At 61.8% G+C, this 21,169-nt stretch carries 22 protein-coding genes, 1 tRNA gene and 1 pseudogene; 16 read left to right on the top strand and 8 right to left on the bottom strand.

All coding sequences use genetic code 11. The annotated features are described in order from the left end of the window. Positions 1-47: 47 nt before the first annotated feature. From M2396_RS21275 to M2396_RS21255, 5 genes are all read left to right on the top strand, one after another. On the top strand, positions 48-1,034 hold the full coding sequence (locus tag M2396_RS21275; RefSeq protein ID WP_101316511.1) for an NAD(P)/FAD-dependent oxidoreductase: 987 nt from the start codon (positions 48-50) through the stop codon (positions 1,032-1,034). Positions 1,035-1,143: 109 nt separating this feature from the next. Further along, positions 1,144-2,103, top strand: coding sequence for a DUF523 and DUF1722 domain-containing protein (locus M2396_RS21270; protein WP_259077806.1), 960 nt, complete (start codon positions 1,144-1,146; stop codon positions 2,101-2,103). Next, positions 2,093-2,992 carry a MerR family transcriptional regulator gene (locus tag M2396_RS21265; RefSeq protein ID WP_259077803.1) on the top strand — a complete coding sequence of 300 codons (900 nt, stop codon included), beginning with the start codon at positions 2,093-2,095 and terminating at the stop codon, positions 2,990-2,992. The genes M2396_RS21270 and M2396_RS21265 overlap by 11 nt, the downstream gene beginning before the upstream one ends. Continuing rightward, on the top strand, positions 2,983-4,410 hold the full coding sequence (phrB, locus tag M2396_RS21260; RefSeq protein WP_259077801.1) for a deoxyribodipyrimidine photo-lyase: 1,428 nt from the start codon (positions 2,983-2,985) through the stop codon (positions 4,408-4,410). The genes M2396_RS21265 and phrB overlap by 10 nt, the downstream gene beginning before the upstream one ends. Positions 4,411-4,420: 10 nt before the next feature. Further along, the gene (locus M2396_RS21255) at positions 4,421-5,119 is read left to right on the top strand and encodes an SDR family oxidoreductase (protein WP_259077799.1); all 699 of its coding nucleotides are present in this window, start codon (positions 4,421-4,423) and stop codon (positions 5,117-5,119) included. A gap of 48 nt (positions 5,120-5,167) precedes the next feature. On the opposite strand, the gene M2396_RS21250 is transcribed toward M2396_RS21255, so the two are convergent. From M2396_RS21250 to hemA, 6 genes are all read right to left on the bottom strand, one after another. Next, entirely contained in the window at positions 5,168-5,695 is a 528-nt protein-coding gene (locus tag M2396_RS21250; RefSeq protein WP_101316502.1) for an acyloxyacyl hydrolase, read from the bottom strand. A 101-nt stretch (positions 5,696-5,796) separates the two neighbouring features. After that, positions 5,797-6,594, bottom strand: a complete 798-nt coding sequence (murI, locus tag M2396_RS21245; protein WP_101316500.1) for a glutamate racemase — start codon at positions 6,592-6,594, stop codon at positions 5,797-5,799. Then, a complete protein-coding gene (locus M2396_RS21240; RefSeq protein ID WP_101316498.1) occupies positions 6,587-7,342 on the bottom strand; it encodes a molybdopterin-synthase adenylyltransferase MoeB in 756 nt (251 codons plus the stop codon). Before M2396_RS21240 ends, murI begins: the two co-directional genes overlap by 8 nt. Beyond that, complete coding sequence (gene prmC, locus M2396_RS21235) at positions 7,336-8,166, bottom strand: peptide chain release factor N(5)-glutamine methyltransferase (protein WP_101316496.1); 831 nt, start codon at positions 8,164-8,166, stop codon at positions 7,336-7,338. The genes M2396_RS21240 and prmC overlap by 7 nt, the downstream gene beginning before the upstream one ends. After that, positions 8,166-9,248: a peptide chain release factor 1 gene (gene prfA / locus M2396_RS21230; RefSeq protein WP_101316494.1), complete on the bottom strand. Its 1,083-nt coding sequence runs from the start codon at positions 9,246-9,248 to the stop codon at positions 8,166-8,168. The genes prmC and prfA overlap by 1 nt, the downstream gene beginning before the upstream one ends. Beyond that, on the bottom strand, positions 9,245-10,522 hold the full coding sequence (gene hemA, locus M2396_RS21225; RefSeq protein WP_101316492.1) for a glutamyl-tRNA reductase: 1,278 nt from the start codon (positions 10,520-10,522) through the stop codon (positions 9,245-9,247). Before hemA ends, prfA begins: the two co-directional genes overlap by 4 nt. A gap of 213 nt (positions 10,523-10,735) precedes the next feature. On the opposite strand from hemA, the gene M2396_RS21220 reads away from it, so the two are divergent. From M2396_RS21220 to M2396_RS21180, 9 genes are all read left to right on the top strand, one after another. Further along, complete coding sequence (locus M2396_RS21220) at positions 10,736-12,460, top strand: tetratricopeptide repeat protein (protein WP_259077792.1); 1,725 nt, start codon at positions 10,736-10,738, stop codon at positions 12,458-12,460. 3 nt (positions 12,461-12,463) lie between these two features. Next, positions 12,464-13,081, top strand: a complete 618-nt coding sequence (lolB, locus tag M2396_RS21215; protein WP_259077788.1) for a lipoprotein insertase outer membrane protein LolB — start codon at positions 12,464-12,466, stop codon at positions 13,079-13,081. Between the two features lie 3 nt (positions 13,082-13,084). Further along, entirely contained in the window at positions 13,085-13,930 is an 846-nt protein-coding gene (gene ispE / locus M2396_RS21210; RefSeq protein WP_259077786.1) for a 4-(cytidine 5'-diphospho)-2-C-methyl-D-erythritol kinase, read from the top strand. Between the two features lie 34 nt (positions 13,931-13,964). Further along, positions 13,965-14,039, top strand: a tRNA-Gln gene (locus M2396_RS21205). A 47-nt stretch (positions 14,040-14,086) separates the two neighbouring features. Next, positions 14,087-15,028, top strand: coding sequence for a ribose-phosphate pyrophosphokinase (locus M2396_RS21200; RefSeq protein WP_099773531.1), 942 nt, complete (start codon positions 14,087-14,089; stop codon positions 15,026-15,028). A 123-nt stretch (positions 15,029-15,151) separates the two neighbouring features. Next, positions 15,152-15,748, top strand: a complete 597-nt coding sequence (locus tag M2396_RS21195) for a 50S ribosomal protein L25/general stress protein Ctc (protein WP_150570046.1) — start codon at positions 15,152-15,154, stop codon at positions 15,746-15,748. 77 nt (positions 15,749-15,825) lie between these two features. Then, positions 15,826-16,410 carry an aminoacyl-tRNA hydrolase gene (gene pth, locus M2396_RS21190; RefSeq protein WP_101316482.1) on the top strand — a complete coding sequence of 195 codons (585 nt, stop codon included), beginning with the start codon at positions 15,826-15,828 and terminating at the stop codon, positions 16,408-16,410. A gap of 22 nt (positions 16,411-16,432) precedes the next feature. After that, positions 16,433-17,533 carry a redox-regulated ATPase YchF gene (gene ychF / locus M2396_RS21185; RefSeq protein ID WP_259077774.1) on the top strand — a complete coding sequence of 367 codons (1,101 nt, stop codon included), beginning with the start codon at positions 16,433-16,435 and terminating at the stop codon, positions 17,531-17,533. Between the two features lie 82 nt (positions 17,534-17,615). Beyond that, positions 17,616-18,173 carry a histidine phosphatase family protein gene (locus tag M2396_RS21180; protein ID WP_259077772.1) on the top strand — a complete coding sequence of 186 codons (558 nt, stop codon included), beginning with the start codon at positions 17,616-17,618 and terminating at the stop codon, positions 18,171-18,173. Positions 18,174-18,207: 34 nt separating this feature from the next. Here the strand turns inward: M2396_RS21180 and M2396_RS21175 are convergent. Both M2396_RS21175 and M2396_RS21170 read right to left on the bottom strand, forming a co-directional pair. Then, positions 18,208-18,402: pseudogene (locus tag M2396_RS21175) on the bottom strand (transposase); the annotation flags it as partial. A 14-nt stretch (positions 18,403-18,416) separates the two neighbouring features. After that, entirely contained in the window at positions 18,417-18,746 is a 330-nt protein-coding gene (locus M2396_RS21170) for a YceK/YidQ family lipoprotein (RefSeq protein ID WP_101316476.1), read from the bottom strand. A 421-nt stretch (positions 18,747-19,167) separates the two neighbouring features. Here M2396_RS21170 and M2396_RS21165 point away from each other — a divergent pair, with 421 nt between their 5' ends. Together M2396_RS21165 and M2396_RS21160 are read left to right on the top strand one after the other, a co-directional pair. Continuing rightward, positions 19,168-19,557, top strand: coding sequence for a nuclear transport factor 2 family protein (locus M2396_RS21165; RefSeq protein ID WP_188035343.1), 390 nt, complete (start codon positions 19,168-19,170; stop codon positions 19,555-19,557). 99 nt (positions 19,558-19,656) lie between these two features. Continuing rightward, positions 19,657-21,159 carry a cytosine permease gene (locus M2396_RS21160; RefSeq protein WP_259077768.1) on the top strand — a complete coding sequence of 501 codons (1,503 nt, stop codon included), beginning with the start codon at positions 19,657-19,659 and terminating at the stop codon, positions 21,157-21,159. Positions 21,160-21,169: the final 10 nt, after the last annotated feature.

Raw genomic sequence — 21,169 nt, 5'->3', positions numbered from 1 at the left:
TTGCAAGACCGCGTAATCTGCTTCGAGCAAGGTTAGAAGAGGCCATCATGACAGTACCTATTGCCATCATTGGTGCCGGCATTGCCGGCCTTTCCGCAGCCCAGGCCCTGCAGGCCGCCGGCCAGACTGTGCACTTGTTCGACAAAGGCCACGGCAGTGGTGGGCGGATGGCCAGCAAGCGCAGCGATGCCGGTGCGCTCGACCTGGGCGCGCAATACTTCACTGCCCGCGACCGGCGCTTCGTCGAGCAGGTGCAACAGTGGGAAGCCGCTGGCCATGCCGCGCAATGGAAGCCGCAGCTGTACAACTATCGCGATGGCGTCCTCAGCCCTTCCCCAGATGAGCAAGTGCGCTGGGTCGGCGTGCCGCGCATGAGCGCCATCACTCGCGGCCTGCTCAAGGACGTCACAGTCAATTTCGGCTGCCGCATCGCCGAGGTGTTTCGCGGCAAGCAGTACTGGCACCTGCAGGATACCGAAGGCTGCAGCCACGGCCCCTTCAGCCGGGTCGTGATTGCCGTGCCCGCACCGCAAGCCACGCCACTGCTGGCAGCAACCCCAAAATTGGCAGCGGTCGCCGCCGGCGTGCAGATGGAACCCACCTGGGCCATCGCCCTGGCCTTCGAGACGCCACTGCAAACACCCATGCAAGGTTGCTTCGTGCAGGACAACCCACTCGACTGGCTGGCGCGCAACCGCAGCAAACCAGGGCGCGACGAGCAGCTCGACACCTGGGTGCTGCATGCCACGTCAGACTGGAGCAAGCAGCACATCGACCTGAGCAAAGAGCTGGTGATCGAGCAGTTGAGCGGTGAATTTGCCGAGCTGATTGGCTGCGCGGTGCCGGCCCCAACCTTTGCCCTGGCCCACCGCTGGCTGTATGCCCGCCCTGCCGCTGGCCATGAATGGGGGGCGCTCGCGGATGCTGACCTGGGCTTGTACGCCTGTGGCGACTGGTGCTTGTCTGGCCGGGTCGAAGGCGCTTGGTTGAGTGGCCAGGAAGCGGCAAGACGCTTGCTCGAACATCTGGAATAGACCTGGCTGTAAATCTGTACAGAAAAAACTGTTTGCATAAGTGCGTGGCTGTGCTGGAATAGACTTGTACACAAGGAGCAACCTTGTACAAGTTTTTCTGGAGGCAGCGATGAACGCGTCGGCGAAACCCCGCATTGGCATCAGTGCCTGCCTGCTCGGCGAGAACGTGCGCTACAACGGCGGGCACAAGGCTTCCGAACTCTGCTTGAGTGCTTTCGAAGCGCACTTCGACTGGGTACCGTTGTGCCCTGAGGTCGCCATCGGCCTGGGTATTCCGCGCGATCCGATCCGCCTGGTAGGTGATCCGCAGCAGCCCGAAGTGGTTGCCACGCGCAACCCCGGCGCCAACTACTCTGCCCCACTGCGCGCCTATGGCGAGCAGATGGCTGATGAAATCGGCGATGTCTGCGGTTATATCTTCATGCAGAAGTCGCCCTCATGCGGCCTGGAGCGGGTCAAGGTCTATCAGGACAACGGCCACCCTGCGCTCAAAGGTGGCCGCGGTGCCTACGCCGACGCTTTCTGTGCGCGCCGCCCCGATCTGCCGGTCGAAGAGGAGGGCCGCCTGCATGATCCGGTACTGCGGGAGAACTTCATCAGCCGCGTGTATGCCTACGCCGATTGGCAGCAGCAACTGGCTGCGGGGCTGAGCCGGGGTGCGTTGGTGAGTTTCCATTCGCGGTACAAATACCTGCTGATGGCCAACAACCCCAAAGCCTATCGCGAGCTTGGCCGGATGTTGGGCAGCATGCGCAAGGATGCCGACCCGCAGCAGATCGGCGCGCAGTACTTCAGCCTCCTGATGCAGGCACTGCGCCGCCCGGCAAACCGTGGCACCCATTGCAACGTGCTGCTGCACCTGAGCGGTTATTTGCGAGATGCGCTAGACCAGGGTGACCGCGCCGAGCTGCAGCAGGTAATCGGCCAATATCAGCAAGGGATCGTGCCATTGGTAGTACCGATGACCCTGCTCAAACACCACCTGCGGGTACATCCAGACCCCTACCTCAGCCAGCAGGCCTATCTGCAGCCCCACCCCGAAAGCCTAGGTTTACGCAATGCAGTCTGAAGATTTGATGCCCATCGGCGAGCTTGCCCGCCGCACTGGGGTAAACCCGGTCACCTTGCGAGCCTGGGAGCGGCGCTATGGTTTGCTCAAGCCGCAACGCACGGCCAAGGGGCATCGTCTGTACGGCTCCGACCAAGTCGAGCAGGTGCAGGCGATCCTGCGCTGGCTCGAGCGTGGTGCTTCGGTCGGCCAGGTCCGTGAGCTGCTTGAACACGCCCCAAGCGTTGCCCCACAAGGGGACTGGCAGTTGCGCGAGCAGGCGTTGATCGAAGCGGTGGGTAACTTGTCCCAGCGCACCCTCGACCAGCAGCTCAATCAGGCCATGGCGCTGTACCCGGCCGTCACGCTCTGTGAACAGCTGCTGCTGCCGTTGCTGCACAGCCTCGCCCGGCGCTGGCAAACGCATTTCAACGCCCGCCTCGAGCAGGCGTTTTTTCACACCTGGCTGCGCAGCAAGTTCGGCGCACGGGTGTATCACGACAATCAGCAGCTTGCAGGGCCGCCGGTGCTGTTGGTGGTCGACAGCGATCGCGGCTTCGACGCGCATCTGTGGCTGTGCGCCTGGCTGTTTACCAGCAGTGGCCGCGCCGTCGAGGTGCTCGAGTTCGCGGTCGCCGGCGCGCAGCTGCAACGCGCCGTGAGCGAGCTGCAAGCGCAGGTACTGGTACTGCTGCTCGGCCCGCGCGTTGACTATGCCGCCCTCGAGCGCGCACTGCATGGCATCGATGCGGCAAAACTACTGGGTGGCGAAACAATTGCCCTGCACCAGACCCAACTGGAAGCCATGCAGCGACCCGGCCTGTCCCTGTTCGACACACCGCAGGCCGCCTTGCGCCTGCTTCAGCAACTTGCGCTCACCCCGCCAGAGACGACTTCTTCATGCAATTGATGTGGCTGCGCAGCGACCTGCGCATCGATGACAACAGCGCCCTCAGCGCTGCCTGTGAACGCGGCCCCACCGTGGCCGTGTGGATAGCCAGCCCCGCGCAATGGTTGAGCCATGACGATGCCCCGTGCAAGGTCGACTTCTGGTTGCGCAACCTGCGCGAGTTAAGCCAATCACTGCAGCAACTGAACATCCCGCTGCTGATTCGCCACACCGACGACTGGGCTCAGGTGCCGCAAGTGCTGCTCGATATCTGCCGGGAGCACGCGGTGGAAGCAGTGCACTGGAATGACGAATATGGCGTCAACGAGCAACTACGCGATGAGTGCGCAGAGGCCCTGCTGCGCAGCAGCGACATCAGCGTGCATCGTTACCTTGATCAGTTGCTGCTCAACCCCGGCACCGTGCTGACCAAGGCCGGTCAGTATTTTCAGGTGTTCGGCCAGTTCAAGCGTGCCTGCCTCGAGCGTCTGCAGCATGGCATGCCTGCCATGGCCAGCAGAGTTGCGAAACAAGCTGCGACGAAGATCGCCAGCGACCCGATCCCATCTGGCTTCGACGGATTTGCCGAGCCCACTCAGGCGTTGCGGGAATTGTGGCCCGCCGGTGAAAAAGAAGCGCAGCGGCGCCTCGCCGAGTTTGCCGAACACAGCATCGATGATTACCTGCAACTGCGCGATTTACCGGCCGAACCCGGCACCAGCCAGTTGTCCGCATACCTGGCAGCGGGGGTAATTTCCCCTCGGCAGTGCCTGCATGCGGCGTTGTCGGCCAATCGCGGCGAGTTCGACAGCGGCAGTGCCGGCGTGCAGACCTGGATCAACGAACTGCTCTGGCGTGAATTCTACAAACACATCCTGGTCGGTTATCCACAGGTCTCCCGCCACCAACCATTCCGCGCACACACCGCTGCCCTGCCCTGGCGCGATGCACCGGAAGATTTGAAGGCCTGGGAACAAGGCCGCACCGGCTTCCCCATCATCGACGCAGCGATGCAGCAACTGCTGGCAACTGGCTGGATGCATAACCGCCTGCGCATGATCGTCGCGATGTTTCTGAGCAAGAACCTGCTGATCGACTGGCGCCACGGAGAGCGGCACTTCATGCGTCATCTGATCGACGGCGACCTGGCCGCCAACAATGGTGGCTGGCAGTGGAGCTCATCGACCGGCACCGACTCGGTACCGTACTTCCGCATCTTCAATCCGGTGACGCAATCGCAACGCTTTGATCCCAAAGGGCGCTTTATTCGTCAGTGGCTCCCCCAATTGAAGGCCCACGACGATAAATCCATTCATTTGCCCATGAAATCTGCTGATCTTTTTGCTACAACCTCTTATCAGAGTCCAATTGTGGATCTCGCAAGCAGTCGCCAGCGCGCATTGGAGGCCTTCAAGGGCTTACCCGCTCGGCAGGATTAGAGGGCAGTGTGTGACACACACAGGCAGTTTTTGGATCACCGGTGCTACCAATGGGCTTGGTCTGGCACTGGTGATTGAGTTGCTCAAGCAAGGCCATCGGGTTGCGGCCAGCTGCAACGACAGCCATCTGCTAGATACGCTGACAGAGGACCACGGTGAGCGCTTTTTGCCGCTGCCGTGGCAGCTGCATGACCATGCCCAGGCCACCGAGGCCGCTGCACAAGTGCAAGCGGTCTGGGGCGCGCTGGATGCTCTGATCATCAATGCCGGAACCTGTGATTACCTCGCGCCCGAGCTTCCTGATGACAAGCTTTTGGAGGCGATCGTCACCAGCAATCGGCAAGCCAGCAGCAATTGCCTGGTGGCAGCTGCGCCTCTGTTGGCCAACGGCAATTCGCCTCAGGTCATGGCCATTCTCAGCCGCTATTCTGCAATGCAGCTGCACCATCCCAATCAGCCTCTCAACGCCAGCAACAGCCTGACCCACTGGTTCCGCGAGCAGCGTCAGGCACTGCAGGCGCATAGCATCGATTTGACCGTGGTCGCACCACAATCGCTGCAGGCGCCGGTCACAGCCGCGCATGCCATCCCCGAACAATGGACAGCCGAAACCGCAGCGCAAGTGCTGGTCAGCAGCCTGGCTGAACGGGAGTCGGAACTGGTGTTGGAAGTGTGGAGCCTGAGCAGCCTGTGGCCGTTACCGCGCTAGAGCGGTTCCGGGGCCGCCTGGCGCGGCCCCGGCTACCTGACGGCGCGCTTACAGCGCCATACGGTAATGCAGCGAGTAGCTCTCTACACCATCATTGGGCTGCTTGATCCCGGCATTGGAGTAGTGGATCGCGCGCACGCCGATCTCGTGGCCGCCAGCAAAGCGCAGGCCGAAGCCGATGCGGTCTTCGAACTGGAACGACGAGCCCAGGTCATTGCTTTCCAGCTTGGTGCGCGAGAACGCAGCGACACCGATACCTGCTTCGATGTACGGCTTGACGCTGTCACCGGCGAATTCATAGACGAATACCGGCGCGAACGACAGGCTGTGGTTGCTAGCAGTGGTGTCGCCGTCCCAGAAGGTATAGGCGCCATCCCAGTAGCCGGTTACCCGACCAACACTGGTTTGCCACCAGCTGGCATCCCAGTTCGATTGCAGGCCCAGGCGGTAGACCATGGTGGAGTCGCCGGTCTGCCCTACCGACAGCGACACGTCCGCCGCCTGCGCCGTTGTCATTTGCCCCATCGCCAAGGCGGCAGCCGCCGCCAAACCAAGCAGTTTCTTCATGAGAAACATCCCTTTCATTTGCTGTTTTAAGTGTTATGCCTCATCGGCACCTAATAGAAATCAAAGCTTGTACGATAGTTCAGCTTTCTAGGTGGCTTTTCACATTTTTTTTACAGTGGGAAGCTTCGCACACTGTCGGACTTCTTCCACAACAAAGGTAGGATTTTTCTTAGATTGTCCGGATCACTGCTGGTCCAGAAGGCGGTCTGCTGCGCCGGCCCCTCTGCCAACAGGTCGCGTTCGCCGAGCAAACGCTGAAGTTGCCGGGCCACCGCAGCGCCGGTATCGATGATCGCTACATCTGCCGGAACCAGTTCGGCCAGTAGCGGGCGCAAGAAGGGATAATGCGTACAGCCCAGAATCAGCGTGTCACAACCCGCCTGCAGCAGCGGCTGAACATAGCCTGCGAGCAACCGGCGCAACTCGGCGCTGATCAGGTCACCCGCCTCGATCCGCTCGACCAACCCCGGGCAGGGCTGGGTGATGACGCGGACGTCGCTGGCGAAGCGGTCGAGCAAGGCGGCAAATTTGGCACTTTGCAGAGTACCGGTGGTGGCCAGCACTCCCACTACGCCTGAACGAGTCGCCGCCGCCGCCGGTTTGACCGCAGGTTCCATCCCCACCAACGGCCACTGCGGGTACTGCTCGCGCAGATCGGCTACGGCGGCCACGGTCGCGGTATTACAGGCCAGCACCATCGCCTTGGCACCTTGCTGCTGAAAAAACTCAGCGATATGGCGCAAGCGCTGGCGGATGTAGTCAGGGGATTTTTCGCCGTAGGGCACGTGGCCACTGTCGGCCACGTAGAGCAGTGATTCGTTGGGCAGTCGGCGCTGGATCTCGGCGAGCACCGACAAACCGCCGACCCCCGAGTCCATCACGCCGACCGGCGCCGAGCGCTCAGCCATGGCGCTGAGCGCACACGGCGCAGGCCGGGTCACGCTTGACCCGCAGTTCGCGCATGCGCGTAGTCAGCGCATCGATCAGCAGCAGGCGACCGACCAGCGGCTCGCCGAATTCGGCCAGCAGCTTGAGTGCTTCAAGTGCTTGCAGGCTACCGACCAGGCCTACCAGCGGGCCGATCACGCCGGCTTCGCTGCAGGTCAGTTCGGCCTCGCTGCCGTGGCCATACAGGCAGTGGTAGCAAGGACTGGTATCGCGCCGGGTGTCGAACACCGACAGCTGGCCTTCGAGGCGAATCGCCGCGCCGCTGACCAGAGGCCTGGCCGCAGCTACGCACGCGGCATTGACCGCCTCGCGGGTGGTGAAGTTATCCGAGCAATCCAGCACCACATCGACCGCTGACACAGCCGCTGCCAGGGAATCCTCGTCCAGCGCCAAGCGGTGCGCAACCAGCTTGATCTCCGGGTTGATCGCCTGCAGCCGCCTGATCGCCGAGTCGACCTTGCCCATGCCGACACTGTCGGTGTCATGGATGATCTGCCGCTGCAGGTTGGTCAGGTCGACCGTGTCGAAGTCGGCCAGATGCAGCTCGCCAACCCCCGCCGCTGCCAGGTACAACGCCACCGGCGAGCCGAGGCCGCCGACGCCGACCACCAGCGCCTTGCTCTGCTTGAGCCGCAACTGGCCGTCGATATCCACTTGAGCCAGCAGGACCTGCCGGCTGTAGCGCAGCAGTTCCTGATCACTCAGCATGGCAGGCGCCCCAGCGAGATGCGTTCGTGGCCGCCCAGGTCACGCCGGCTGGCGACCTCGGTGAAGCCCTGTTGGCTGAGCAGTTCACGCACAGCATCAGCCTGATCGTAGCCGTGCTCAAGCAACAACCAGCCGCCTTCGACGAGGTGCTCAGGCGCCTGGGCGATGATCACGCGCAGATCATCCAGGCCATCGTCACCTGCCACCAGGGCACTGCTCGGCTCGAAGCGCACATCGCCAGCGACCAGATGCGGGTCGGCAGCACGGATATACGGCGGGTTGCTCAGAATCATCGCGAAGCGCTCGCCAGCTAGGGCATCAAACCAGTGGCTCTTGCGCACCTCGACGTTGCTCAACTGCAAGCGCTGACGATTACGCTCGGCCAGCGCCACGGCGGCGTCGATCCGGTCTACCGCGACCACCTGCCAAACCGGGCGTTCGCTGGCCAGGGCCAAGGCGATCGCGCCGGTGCCAGTGCCCAGATCGAGCAACCGCGCCGGGCCGCCGGCTTGCAGCTCGAGGGCGGTTTCAACCAACAGCTCGGTATCGGGCCGCGGGATCAGGGTGTCTGGCGCAACCTCGAGGTCGAGCTTCCAGAACCCCTGCTGACCGAGAATATAAGCCACCGGCTCGCCGTCACGGCGGCGCGCGAGGTAGTCGGCAAACACCTGCGCGGCCTCACTGCTGACGATGCGCTCAGGCCAGGTGTGGAGAAAGCTGCGCGACTTGCCCAGGGCAGCCGCCAGCAGCAACTCGGCATCGAGCCGTTCGGTCGGCGAATCTGGCAACTGTGCGTTGCGCAGCAGGCTGGCAATAATGGTCATCAGTCCCCCAGGGCAGCCAATTGATCGGCCTGGTATTCGGCCAGCAACGGTTCGATCACGGCATCGACGCCGCCGGCGAGGATGTCATCCAGGGAGTACAGGGTCAGGTTGACGCGGTGATCGGTCACCCGTCCCTGTGGATAGTTATAGGTGCGAATGCGCTCGGAGCGGTCACCCGAGCCGACCAACAGCTTGCGCTCGCTGGCAATGGCGTTCTGCGCAGCGCTGGTCTGGATGTCGTTGAGCTTGGCCGACAGCCAGGACATGGCGCGGGCGCGGTTCTTGTGCTGGGAACGCTCTTCCTGGCACTCGACCACGATGCCGGTCGGCAAGTGGGTGATGCGGATCGCCGAGTCGGTCTTGTTGATGTGCTGACCGCCAGCACCGGAGGCCCGGTAGGTGTCTACACGCAGGTCAGCCGGATTGATCTCGATCGCGACCTGCTCGTCGGGCTCGGGCAGCACTGCCACGGTGCAGGCGGAGGTATGGATACGCCCTTGCGATTCGGTCTCCGGCACCCGCTGCACACGGTGCGCGCCGGACTCGAACTTGAGCTTGGCGTAGACGTTATCACCTTCGATGCGGGCGATGATCTCTTTATAGCCGCCGTGCTCGCCGACGTTCTCGGACAGAATCTCCAGGCGCCAGCCGCGCTTCTCGGCATACCGCGAGTACATGCGAAACAGGTCGCCGGAGAAAATCGCCGCCTCGTCGCCGCCGGTGCCAGCACGGATTTCCAGGAACACGTTGCGACCGTCGTTGGGGTCCTTGGGCAGCAGCATGCGCTGCAGCTGCGACTCCAGCTCGACCAACTGCTCCTTGGCTTCGCGGACTTCCTCGACGGCCATCTCGCGCATGTCCGGGTCGCTATCCTTGAGCAGCGCCTGCGCGCCCTCGAGGTCAGCCTGGACCTTGCGCCATTCCTGGTAGGCGCTCATCACCGGCTCGACTTCGGCGTATTCCCTGGAATAGGCCCGGAAGCGCGTCTGGTCGGCAATGACCTCGCCGTCACCGAGCAGGGCAGTCAGTTCCTCGAAGCGGTCCTGGAGGATATCCAGTTTATTCAGCAGCGACGCTTTCATTGCGGGGGTTTGTCCGTGGAGCCCTCGTTGAGGGCAAAGAGTTCCTGGGCCATGGCCAGCGCATCGACGCGGCCCTCGGCCGAGAGCTTTTTCAGCTGCACGCTGGGTGCGTGCAGCAATTTGTTGGTCAGCCCTCGGGCCAGCTGGGCCAGCACGTCCTCCGGGTTGCCGCCGTTGGCCAGCAGCCGCTGGGCCTTCTGCAGCTCTTCATCGCGTAGCCGTTCACTTTGCTGGCGGTAGGCCTTGAGCACGTCGACCGCAGCCAGCTCGCGCAGGCGAACCATGAAGTCGCCGGCGCCGGCCGCAACCAGCTCTTCGGCAGCTTGCGCCGCGCCCTGGCGACTCTTGAGGTTTTCGGCGACGACATCGTGCAGGTCATCAACGGTATACAGGTAGACATCATCCAGCTCGCCGACCTGCGCTTCGATATCCCGCGGCACGGCAATGTCGACCATGAAGATCGGCTTGTGCCGGCGTTGCTTCAGCGCGCTTTCGACCGCGCCCTTGCCCAGAATCGGCAACTGACTGGCAGTGGAACTGATGACGATATCGCTGTGTGCCAGCTCCTGAGGGATGTCCGCCAGCAGTACGGCATGGGCGCCGAACTGCTCGGCGAGCATGCTTGCCCGCTCCAGGGTACGGTTGGCCACGACGATACGGCGCACGCCCTGCTCATGCAGATGGCGGGCAACCAGGGTGATGGTTTCGCCAGCACCGATCAGCAGCGCCTGGCTACGGCCCAGGTCACTGAAGATCTGCTTGGCCAGGCTGACCGCGGCAAACGCCACCGACACCGGGTTTTCGCCGATCGCGGTGTCGGTCCGTACCTGTTTGGCGGCGCTGAAGGTGGCCTGGAACAGGCGCCCCAACAGCGGCCCGATGGTGCCGGCCTCACGCGCCACGGCGTAGGCCGACTTCATCTGGCCGAGGATCTGCGGCTCGCCCAGCACCAGCGAGTCCAGCCCGGAGGCGACCCGCATCATGTGCCGCACGGCGTCATGTTCCTCATGCACGTAGGCGCTTGCGCGCAGTTCATCTACGCTGAGCTGGTGGTAGTCGGCCAGCCATTGCAGCACCGCGTCGGCGGTCAACTGGTCCTGCTCTATGTAAAGCTCGCTGCGGTTGCAGGTCGACAGGATCGCTGCCTCGCGGCTGGCGGTCAGTCGGCAGAGCTGCTGCAGGGCGTCGACCAGCTGCTCGGGCGTAAACGCCACGCGCTCGCGTACGTCTACCGAGGCAGTCTTATGGTTGATACCAAGTGCAAGAAAGGCCATGCAAGGTCGCTGGTTGTGACGTGAAGCCGATAATTGTCCTACTTCGCAGGTTCCAGAACAACCACCGTTCACTATTGTCGTAATAGATCGTGGCCATGATGGCCACTACACGCGCCTGATTCTTAATCACGCGGTATGGCTTCGCAGGTGGGTTTGCCACTGCGCTTGTGTCATCATGCTGCGACCGCCGGATAGCACTTTTATACCTTATCTATGAATAGATCCCACGCACTGCTGCTCACCTTCGCCCTGCTGCAGGGCTGCCAAAGCCTGGCCCCGCAGAACGCCGCCGAGCCGCCTGCTGCAGAGGCCGCCAAGGCTGCGCAGGAAAAGCCCGTGGTGTACGGATCGTTCAAGCCGGAAACCCTCTACAGCCTGCTCGTCGCCGAGTTGGCCGGCCAGCGCAACCGTTTCGATATCGCCCTGGCCAACTACGTGGACCAGGCCGAGAAAACCCAGGACCCAGGCGTCTCCGAGCGGGCCTTCCGCATTGCCGAGTACCTTGGTGCCGACGAACCGGCGCTGGATACCGCGCTGATCTGGGCCCGCAACGACCCGGACAACCTCGACGCCCAACGCGCCGCCGCGATCCAGCTGGCGCGTGGCGGGCGCTACGACGAGTCGATGGTGTTCATGGAAAAGGTCCTGCAAGGTCAGGGCGATACCCATTTCGACTTCCTCGCGCTGTCTGCAGCCGAGACCGATCAAAGCACCCGGGATGGCTTGATGCAGAGCTTCGAGCGCCTGTTGGTGAAGTACCCCGAGAACGGCCAGCTGATCTTCGGCAAGGCGCTGCTGCTCAATCAGGACGACAAACCGGAGCAAGCGCTGGCTCTGCTGGAGCAGCACCCACCGCAAAATGGCGAAATCGCTCCGATCCTGCTCCGTGCACGCCTGCTGCAAGCCCTCGACCGCGGCCCTGAAGCATTGCCACTGCTGCGCCGAGCAATCCGCGACAACCCGGAAGACAAGCGCCTGCGCCTGACCTATGCGCGCACCTTGGTCGAACAGGACCGCATCGGCGACGCCAAGGCCGAGTTCGAAAGCATGCTCCAGCAGTACCCGGAGGATGACGAACTGCGCTATTCCCTGGCGCTGGTATGCCTGGAAAACAAGGACTGGGACGAGGCCGAAGGCTATCTGCAAGAGCTGGTCGAACGCGACAGCAACGTCGATGCCGCGCACCTCAACCTGGGCCGGATCCGCGAGCAGCGCAACGACCCGCAAGCGGCACTGCGCGAATACGCACTGGTGGGCCCAGGCGCTGACTACTTGCCGGCGCAACTGCGCCAGGCCGACATCCTCATCGCCAACGGCCGCGGCCGCGAGGCCTCGCGCCTGCTCGCCGAAGCCCGCGAAGCACAGCCCGACTACGCCATCCAGCTGTACCTGATCGAGGCCGAAAGCTACGGCAACAACGACAAGCAGGCGCAGGCCGACCAGGTCCTGCAGCAAGCTATCAAGCGCTACCCGGACGACATCAACCTGCTTTATACCCGCGCCATGCTCGCCGAAAAGCGTGACGACCTCGGCCAGATGGAAAAGGACCTGCGCGCCATCATCAGCCGCGAGCCGGAAAACGCCATGGCCCTGAATGCCCTCGGCTACACCCTGGCCGACCGCACCACGCGCTATGCCGAAGCCAAAGCCCTGATCGAAAAAGCCCACCAACTGACCCCGGACGACCCTGCCGTGCTCGACAGCCTTGGCTGGGTGAACTATCGCCTGGGCAATCTGGATGAGGCCGAGCGCTACCTGCGCCAGGCGTTGGTGCGCTTCCCCGATCACGAAGTGGCAGCCCACCTGGGCGAAGTGCTCTGGGCCAATGGCAAGCGCCGCGAAGCGCGCCAGGTCTGGGCCAAAGCCTTCGAAACCCAACCCGACAGTAGTGTCCTGCGCAAGACCGTCTTGCGCCTGACCGGATCAGAGACTCTCTAAGCCATGTTTTTGCGTCATTGCCTTACCTTTACCCTGATCGCCGTGCTCGCTGGCTGCAGCAGCTTTGGTAGTCGTGAAGCCGTGCAGGGCCAGGGCGACCCACAACTGTGGCGTCAACACAAACAACAGCTGAGCAGCCTCGACGGCTGGCAGATCAACGGCAAGGTCGGCATCCGCGCGCCCAAGGACTCCGGTAGCGGCACCTTGTTCTGGCTGCAGCGCCAGGATTACTACGACATCCGCCTGGCTGGCCCGCTCGGCCGCGGTGCGGCGCGTCTGACCGGTCGTCCCGGCGGCGTGGTGCTGGAGGTAGCCAACCAGGGCCGCTATGAAGCGCCGAGCCCAGAGGCTCTGCTCGCCGAACAGCTTGACTGGGAATTGCCGGTGTCGCATCTGGTCTGGTGGGTGCGCGGCCTGCCCGCCCCCGACAGCAAGAGCCAACTGACCCTCGACCAGGACAGCCGCCTGGCCAGCCTGAACCAGGATGGCTGGCAGGTGCAGTACCTGAGCTACACCGAGCAGAATGGCTACTGGCTGCCAGAGCGAATCAAGCTGCATGGCAAGGACATCGACGTCACCCTGGTGGTCAAAGACTGGCAACCGCGGCAACTGGGGCATTGATCGATGACCACGCTGAGCCTGCCGGCACCGGCCAAGCTGAACCTGTGGCTGCATATCATTGGCCGCCGCGATGACGGTTACCATGAGCTGGAAACCGTGTTTCAGTTTCTTGACCACGCTGACCAGTTGCGCTTTGCCCTGCGCGACGACGATCAGGTGCGCCTGCACACGGATGTCCCCGGAGTCGACCACGACAGCAACCTGATCGTGCGCGCTGCGCGCCAATTGCAGCAGCAGTCAGGCTGCACTCACGGTGTGGATATCTGGCTGGAGAAGCTTCTGCCCATGGGCGGCGGCATTGGCGGCGGCAGCTCCGACGCCGCGACCACCTTGCTCGGCCTCAACCATCTGTGGCAACTGGGCTGGGACCTTGATCGCCTGGCTGCGCTGGGACTGAGCCTGGGCGCCGATGTACCGGTGTTCGTGCGCGGCCATGCGGCCTTCGCCCAAGGTGTTGGCGAGCAGCTCACCCCGGTCGATCCGGCCGAGCCGTGGTATGTCGTGCTGGTGCCGCAAGTGTCTGTCAGCACAGCGGAAATTTTTTCACATCCGCAGTTGACACGTGATTCCCTCCCCCTTAAGATGCGCCCCGTTCCCGAGGGAAACAGTCGAAATGACTGCCAACCGGTGGTAGAGCAAAGTTACCCGGAAGTTCGCAATGCGTTGAATCTTCTTGGTAAATATACTGAAGCTCGATTAACCGGTACTGGAAGTTGCGTGTTTGGGGCCTTCCCAAGCAAAGCAGAAGCTGATAAAGTTCTGGCCCTTCTTTCAGAGACTCAAACAGGGTTTGTGGCAAAAGGAAGCAACGTTTCGATGTTGCATCGCAAGCTACAGAGTCTGCTCTAGAAGTCGAGTACACAGTACTCGCAGCAACAGATACAGGGGCGTCGCCAAGCGGTAAGGCAGCAGGTTTTGATCCTGCCATGCGTTGGTTCGAATCCAGCCGCCCCTGCCATTTTCCTATACTCATCCAGGTATACCCTCAGCCTTCAGGTACTGCGCGTGTCCAAGATGATGGTCTTTACGGGGAACGCTAACCCCGATCTGGCTCGACGTGTCGTACGTCAGCTGCATATCCCACTTGGTGATGTTTCTGTCGGTAAGTTCTCCGACGGTGAGATCAGCACTGAGATCAATGAAAACGTCCGCGGTAAAGACGTCTTCATCATTCAGCCGACTTGCGCTCCGACCAACGATAATCTGATGGAACTGGTAGTGATGGCCGACGCCTTCCGCCGCTCCTCAGCCTCCCGAATCACCGCCGTGATTCCTTACTTCGGATACGCCCGCCAGGACCGCCGTCCGCGTTCGGCACGTGTAGCCATCAGCGCCAAAGTTGTCGCTGACATGCTCACTGTCGTGGGTATCGACCGTGTTCTCACTGTCGACCTGCACGCTGACCAGATCCAGGGTTTCTTCGATATCCCGGTCGACAACATCTACGGCTCGCCCGTATTGGTCGACGATATCGAAGACCAGCGTTTCGAGAACCTGATGATCGTCTCCCCAGACATCGGTGGCGTCGTGCGTGCACGGGCTGTTGCCAAGTCGCTGGGTGTCGATCTGGGTATCATCGACAAACGCCGTGAAAAGGCTAATCACTCCGAAGTGATGCACATCATCGGCGACGTCGAAGGGCGCACTTGCATCCTGGTAGACGACATGGTCGACACCGCCGGCACACTGTGCCACGCGGCCAAGGCTCTGAAAGAACACGGCGCTGCCAAGGTTTACGCCTATTGCACGCACCCGGTTCTGTCGGGCCGAGCGATCGAGAACATCGAGAAGTCGGTACTCGACGAGCTGGTGGTGACCAACACCATCCCGCTGTCGGCCGCTGCTCAAGCCTGTGACCGTATCCGCCAGTTGGATATTGCACCGGTTGTCGCTGAAGCGGTTCGCCGCATCAGCAACGAAGAATCGATCAGCGCGATGTTCCGCTAAGCGGAACCCCGTTGACGAAAAGCGCCCCGCCCCGACCCTTATGTCGGGGCGGGGCTTTTTTGCCCACCCCGTTTGGCGCTGGTCGCAAACGCCTGCGGGTGCTGGCTATTTTGGAGAAACAAAATGACTGATTTTACCCTGAACGCAATCAAGCGTACTGACCTGGGGAAAGGTGCGAGCCGCCGCCTGCGTCACACGCAGAGCATCCCTGCCGTCATCTACGGTGGCAACAAAGAAGCTGAGTCCGTGACCTTCGTTCTGAAGGAAATCGCCAAGCTGTTCGAAAACGAAGCTGCCTTCAGCCACGTGATCGAGCTGAACGTTGACGGCGCCAAGCAGAACGTCATCGTCAAGGCTCTGCAGCGTCACCCGGTCAAGCAGTTCATCATGCACGCCGACTTCATCCGTGTTGTCGCTGGCCAGAAACTGACCGCTCAGGTTCCAGTGCACTTCATCAACGAAGAAGCACCGATCAAGAAAGGCGGCGAGATCTCGCACGTTGAAGCTCAGATCGAAGTTTCCTGCGAAGCCAAAGACCTGCCAGAGTTCATCGAAGTTGACCTGGCTAACGCTGAAATCGGCACCATCATCCACCTGTCGGACCTGAAAGCTCCTAAAGGCGTAGAGTTCGTAGCTCTGGCCCACGGTGATGACAAAGCTGTTGCCAACGTTCACGCTCCGCGCGTTGTTGCTGACGCTGAAGAAGGCGCTGCTGAGTAATCTACTCGGCGCGCCGGTGTTGACCGGGTTACAGTGCCCAGCACTGTGACCCACCAACTCCAAGGAAGAGCCCCTACGTGACCGCCATCCAGTTGATCGTCGGCCTCGGTAACCCCGGCCCCGAATACGAACAGACCCGGCATAACGCAGGGGCTCTTTTCGTTGAACGCATTGCCAGCGCCCAGCGGGTTTCACTCACTGCTGACCGCAAATATTTCGGCCTGACGGCAAAATTCAGCCATCAGGGCAACGACGTTCGTCTGTTGATCCCCACCACCTACATGAACCGCAGCGGCCAGTCCGTGGCGGCCTTGGCCAATTTCTTCCGGATCAAACCGGAGGCCATTCTGGTGGCTCACGACGAACTCGACTTGCCTCCGGGCGTCGCCAAACTCAAACGAGGTGGCGGCCACGGTGGGCACAACGGGCTGCGCGACATCATCGCGCAACTCGGCAACCAGAACGACTTCCATCGCCTGCGGCTTGGCATCGGCCACCCAGGTGACGCCAAGCTGGTCTCCAACTTCGTCCTTGGCCGCGCACCGCGCGCCGAACAGGACAAGCTCGACGCCAGCATCGACTTTGCCCTCGGCGTGCTGCCGGACGTGCTCGCCGGCGACTTCGCCAAGGCCATGCGCGAGCTGCACTGCCAGAAGGCCTGATCTCACCAAGAGGGGAATTTCCATGGGTTTCAATTGCGGCATCGTCGGCCTGCCCAACGTCGGCAAGTCCACCCTGTTCAACGCGCTGACCAAGTCCGGCATCGCGGCTGAGAACTTCCCCTTCTGCACCATCGAGCCGAACAGCGGTATCGTGCCGATGCCGGATGCGCGCCTCGCGGCTCTGGCTGAAATCGTCAAGCCGAACCGCATCCTGCCGACCACCATGGAGTTCGTCGACATCGCCGGCCTGGTTGCTGGTGCCTCCAAAGGTGAAGGCCTGGGCAACAAGTTCCTCGCCAACATTCGCGAGACCGACGCCATCGCCCACGTGGTGCGCTGCTTCGAAGACGAGAACGTGATTCACGTCTCCAACAGCGTCGACCCCAAGCGTGACATCGAGATCATCGACCTCGAGCTGATCTTCGCCGACCTCGACAGCTGCGAGAAGCAACTGCAGAAAGTCACCCGCAATGCCAAGGGCGGTGACAAGGAGGCCCTCGCGCAGAAGGCCATCCTCGAGAAGCTGATCCCGCACTTCACTGAAGGCAAACCAGCGCGCAGCCTGATGAAGACCATGGCTGACGACGAGAAGGCCGTGATCCGTGGCTTCCACCTGCTGACCAGCAAGCCGGTGATGTACATCGCCAACGTTGCTGAAGACGGCTTCGACAACAACCCGCACCTGGATGTAGTGCGCGCGATTGCTGAAGAAGAAGGCGCAGTGGTGGTGCCGGTGTGCAACAAGATCGAGGCCGAGATTGCCGAGCTCGAGGACGGCGAAGAGAAGGACATGTTCCTCGAAGCCCTGGGCCTGGAAGAGCCTGGCCTGAACCGGGTGATTCGCGCCGGTTACGAGCTGCTCAACCTGCAGACCTACTTCACCGCCGGTGTGCAGGAAGTACGCGCCTGGACTGTGCGCATCGGTGCTACCGCACCGCAGGCGGCTGGCGTGATCCACACCGACTTCGAGAAAGGCTTCATCCGTGCTGAAGTAGTCGCCTATGACGACTTCATTCAGTTCAAAGGTGAGAGCGGCGCCAAGGAAGCAGGCAAGTGGCGCCTGGAAGGTAAGGATTACATCGTCAAAGACGGCGATGTGATGCACTTCCGCTTCAACGTCTGATTGGTTTCAGGTTGATGTGAAAAATCCGATGCCTTGGCGTCGGATTTTTTTTGTGGCGAATTCAACAAGGAAGCAGAGCAGCATGGAACAGCAGATTATTCTTATGCGTCATGGCCAGCCGCAACTGGCTGTGACCAGTCGAGTTGCCCTCGGTGACATGCGGGGTTGGATCGAAGACTATGATCGCTCAGTCATCACCCAGGACCCTGCACCTGCTGCCAGCGTGCAGTTGGCGGCTGGTGCGCAGGTAATTGCCTGCAGCAGCGCGCCGCGTGCGCTGAGCTCGGCGCAGGCGCTTGGGGTCGAGCCTGCTGTGGTTGATGCGGTGTTCTGCGAGGCGCAGCTGCCGGGTGGCCGTGGGCGGTTGGCGAAGCTTTCGCCGTTTACCTGGGCGGCTGTGCTGCGGGTGCTGTGGTTGTGCGGCTATTCGGCGGGGGTTGAGTCGGCCAAGGCGGCGGGTGCGCGGGCGGATGACGGGGCTCGGCGGTTGCAGTCGATGGCTGAGGGTGGGCCGGTGTTGTTGGTTGGGCACGGGATCATGAATCGGTTGATTGGCAAGCGGTTGCGGGCAGCAGGCTGGGTGCCACAGGCGTCCGGTGATAGCGGGTATTGGAGTGCTGTGGTGTATCGCCGCTGCTGAGTGGTTTTTGCCTACGGTTGTAGTGGGGGCTTATCCGAATTTTGACCCGCAAAGCATCTAAGAAAATCACCGGATACATCGGCTCCAGTGGCCGCTGGTGCCATGCGCCAATTTCTTCCATGACCTCATCGGTCACGGAGCTGATGAAGTCGGGCGAGACCTCTGTTCCGTACTGCTCGGAAAGAAAAGCCCGGATCTCTCTGACTGTCATCCCACGGGGCCACTCAGCCCGGCACGCGCCCCTCATAAGTCGAGGCTACCCTGCGAGCTTTGCAGATAAATTGTATAGGGCAGCAACAGGGTGTCGATAACCCCGGATGGGATCAAGTCGATGATCTGGAGGGGAATCATGGCCGGCGCGGCAGGGTCCCGCTCAGTCACCTGCGGTGGGCCATGCATCACACACAAGTCATACGACAGCCCACTATAAACACGCGGAACAGTCTCGCACCGGGTCTTTGCTTTTCTCAGCGAGTTTATCGTGTCGGCATCCGAACTAAATACCGTATTGATGGTGCCGCACCCGGACAGTACCGCGCCCAACAACACATATAATGTAAGTTTCCTTAGCATCACTCACTCTCACTTAAACGTCGTTAACTGCGAAGCGGTTGACTCCGCACACTACCTCCAGTTTGAACAAGACACTGTCGAAGGACGGGCATTTCCTGGAGACTTCCACAACACGGACCACTACTTAGTTAGTTGCAGGCCACTCTCGAATAAGACAATTCCTAAATCGTGCAGGCGCATTATCAATTCAGCGGATTGAACCCTGACAGCAGCAGATCGGTACAATTTTGGCCCCCATTTCTCGGTCATCTGGAGCAGCACGCATAAAGGCTGATCATCAGCCGGCTGACCAGACGGCGATCAGCCCACCGCATCAGTTCACAAATCCCTGAACTAATTATTTCTCCCAGCAGATTCTTCGCCCCGCAAACCCTGCGCAAAATCCGCCCACCATAATCACAATAACCGTGAGGCCACCGCAGTGGACCAGACCCTCCAGGTAAGCCAGGCCGCCGCCGAGCTGGTAGCCGCCTTTGCCAGCAACGACACCCAGCGCTACTTCGCCTGCTTCAGCGAAGACGCCAGTTTCGTCTTCCACACCCTCCCCCAGCCTCTGTTCTCGCGTCAGCAATACCAAACCCTCTGGCAGCAGTGGCAGGCGGATGGCTTCAAAGTGCTCGATTGCCAATCGAGCAACGCCAGCATCACCCTTCAGGGCGACCTGGCAATCTTCATCCACGATGTCGACACGCGCATAAGCCTGAACGGTGAAGAACAACAACTGGCCGAGCGCGAGACCATCCTGTTCCGCCGTCACGACTGCCGCTGGCTGGCGTGCCATGAGCATCTCTCGGTCGTTTCGCCAGCCTGACCCAGCAGCACACCTTGCGGCCCTGCCGCTTCTGCCAACGCACCCACAAAAGCGTCCGCGCCTTGCGCCGACCAACAACAACCGCGCTGGAGCATCAACATGAGCCACTCGACCGGTATCGAGAGCAATGGCGTCGAGCAAATCCCCGACGAGCAACGCCATGCCACCCCGCTGGACCTGTTCCGCCTGATCTTCGGCGGCGCCAATACCTTTGCCACTGCCGTGCTCGGCAGCTTCCCGGTGCTGTTCGGGCTGTCATTCCAGGCCGGCGTCTGGGCGATTCTGCTGGGCGTTGGCATCGGTGCCGTGATCCTTGCGCCCATGGGCCTGTTCGGAGCACTCAATGGCACCAACAACGCTGTATCGTCCGGTGCGCACTTTGGCGTACACGGGCGCATTGTCGGCTCATTTCTGTCATTGCTGACCGCCGTCGCGTTCTTTTCCCTGTCGGTGTGGAGCTCCGGCGATGCCTTGGTCGGCGGCGCCAAAAGGCTGATCGGGCTGCCGGAAACCGACTTGACTCTGGGTCTGGCCTATGGCCTGTTCGCGGTGCTGGTGCTGGTGGTGTGCATCTACGGTTTTCGCTTCATGCTGTGGGTCAACAAGATCGCCGTGTGGGCCTCGAGCCTGCTGTTTCTGCTGGGCATCTTCGCCTTCGCCGGGCCTTTCGATGCGGGCTACGCGGGTAGCGTCAATGTCGGCCAGGCGGGCTTCTGGGCGGCATTTGTCGGCGCGGCGATCCTGGCCATGAGCAACCCGGTGTCGTTCGGTGCGTTTCTCGGCGACTGGTCACGCTACATCCCGCGCGAAACGCCAAAAGCGCGGATCATGCTGGCCGTTATTGGCGCCCAGGCCGCCACCTTGATCCCGTTTCTGTTCGGCCTGTGCACGGCCACACTGGTCGCCAGCCAGGCGCCTGACTACATCGCTGCCAACAACTATGTCGGCGGCCTGCTGGCAATTTCGCCGAGCTGGTTCTTCTTGCCGGTGTGCCTGATTGCGGTAATCGGCGGCATGTCGACCGGTACCACCGCGCTGTATGGCACCGGGCTGGACATGTCCAGCGTGTTCCCGCGGCTGCTCAGCCGCGCCGCGGCCACCTTGCTGATTGGCGTGGCAGCAATCGGCTTTATCTTCCTTGGCCGCTTTACCTTCAACCTGGTGCAGAGCGTGTCGACCTTCGCCGTGCTGATCATCACCTGCACCAGCCCATGGATGGTGATCATGATTCTTGGCCTGATCACCCGCCGTGGCTTCTACCATGCCGACGACCTGCAAGTGTTCACCCGCGGCCAGCGCGGCGGCCACTACTGGTTTCTGCATGGCTGGAACTGGCGCGGCATGGGCGCCTGGCTGCCCAGCGCGGCGCTGGGCCTGTGCTTCGTCAATCTGCCGGGGCAATTTGTCGGCCCGCTGGGTGAACTGGCCGGCGGCATCGACGTCAGCCTGCCGGTAACCCTGGGCGTGGCCGCCCTGCTCTACCTCAGCCTGCTCCGGCTGTTCCCCGAACCCGCGGGCGTGTATGGGCCGAACGGCCCACGCTGGGTGCGCTGCAAAAACAGCGCGCCGCAACCGGTAACTTCTGCCGCCGAAATGGCCTGACTGGAATCTG

The sequence above is a fragment of the Pseudomonas sp. BIGb0278 genome, assembly GCF_024809895.1.
Classification (GTDB): domain Bacteria; phylum Pseudomonadota; class Gammaproteobacteria; order Pseudomonadales; family Pseudomonadaceae; genus Aquipseudomonas; species Aquipseudomonas shirazensis.
The sequence above is the reverse complement of the archived record's forward strand: the minus strand, read 5'-3'. Positions and strand labels throughout refer to the sequence as shown.

Coding starts and splice junctions, on each gene's coding strand:
- M2396_RS21275 (WP_101316511.1), top strand. CDS start 48: ATGACAGTACCTATTGCCATCATTGGTGCCGGCATTGCCGGCCTTTCC.
- M2396_RS21270 (WP_259077806.1), top strand. CDS start 1,144: ATGAACGCGTCGGCGAAACCCCGCATTGGCATCAGTGCCTGCCTGCTC.
- M2396_RS21265 (WP_259077803.1), top strand. CDS start 2,093: ATGCAGTCTGAAGATTTGATGCCCATCGGCGAGCTTGCCCGCCGCACT.
- phrB (WP_259077801.1), top strand. CDS start 2,983: ATGCAATTGATGTGGCTGCGCAGCGACCTGCGCATCGATGACAACAGC.
- M2396_RS21250 (WP_101316502.1), bottom strand. CDS start 5,695: ATGTTTCTCATGAAGAAACTGCTTGGTTTGGCGGCGGCTGCCGCCTTG.
- murI (WP_101316500.1), bottom strand. CDS start 6,594: ATGGCTGAGCGCTCGGCGCCGGTCGGCGTGATGGACTCGGGGGTCGGC.
- M2396_RS21240 (WP_101316498.1), bottom strand. CDS start 7,342: ATGCTGAGTGATCAGGAACTGCTGCGCTACAGCCGGCAGGTCCTGCTG.
- prmC (WP_101316496.1), bottom strand. CDS start 8,166: ATGACCATTATTGCCAGCCTGCTGCGCAACGCACAGTTGCCAGATTCG.
- prfA (WP_101316494.1), bottom strand. CDS start 9,248: ATGAAAGCGTCGCTGCTGAATAAACTGGATATCCTCCAGGACCGCTTC.
- hemA (WP_101316492.1), bottom strand. CDS start 10,522: ATGGCCTTTCTTGCACTTGGTATCAACCATAAGACTGCCTCGGTAGAC.
- M2396_RS21220 (WP_259077792.1), top strand. CDS start 10,736: ATGAATAGATCCCACGCACTGCTGCTCACCTTCGCCCTGCTGCAGGGC.
- lolB (WP_259077788.1), top strand. CDS start 12,464: ATGTTTTTGCGTCATTGCCTTACCTTTACCCTGATCGCCGTGCTCGCT.
- ispE (WP_259077786.1), top strand. CDS start 13,085: ATGACCACGCTGAGCCTGCCGGCACCGGCCAAGCTGAACCTGTGGCTG.
- M2396_RS21195 (WP_150570046.1), top strand. CDS start 15,152: ATGACTGATTTTACCCTGAACGCAATCAAGCGTACTGACCTGGGGAAA.
- ychF (WP_259077774.1), top strand. CDS start 16,433: ATGGGTTTCAATTGCGGCATCGTCGGCCTGCCCAACGTCGGCAAGTCC.
- M2396_RS21180 (WP_259077772.1), top strand. CDS start 17,616: ATGGAACAGCAGATTATTCTTATGCGTCATGGCCAGCCGCAACTGGCT.
- M2396_RS21170 (WP_101316476.1), bottom strand. CDS start 18,746: ATGCTAAGGAAACTTACATTATATGTGTTGTTGGGCGCGGTACTGTCC.
- M2396_RS21160 (WP_259077768.1), top strand. CDS start 19,657: ATGAGCCACTCGACCGGTATCGAGAGCAATGGCGTCGAGCAAATCCCC.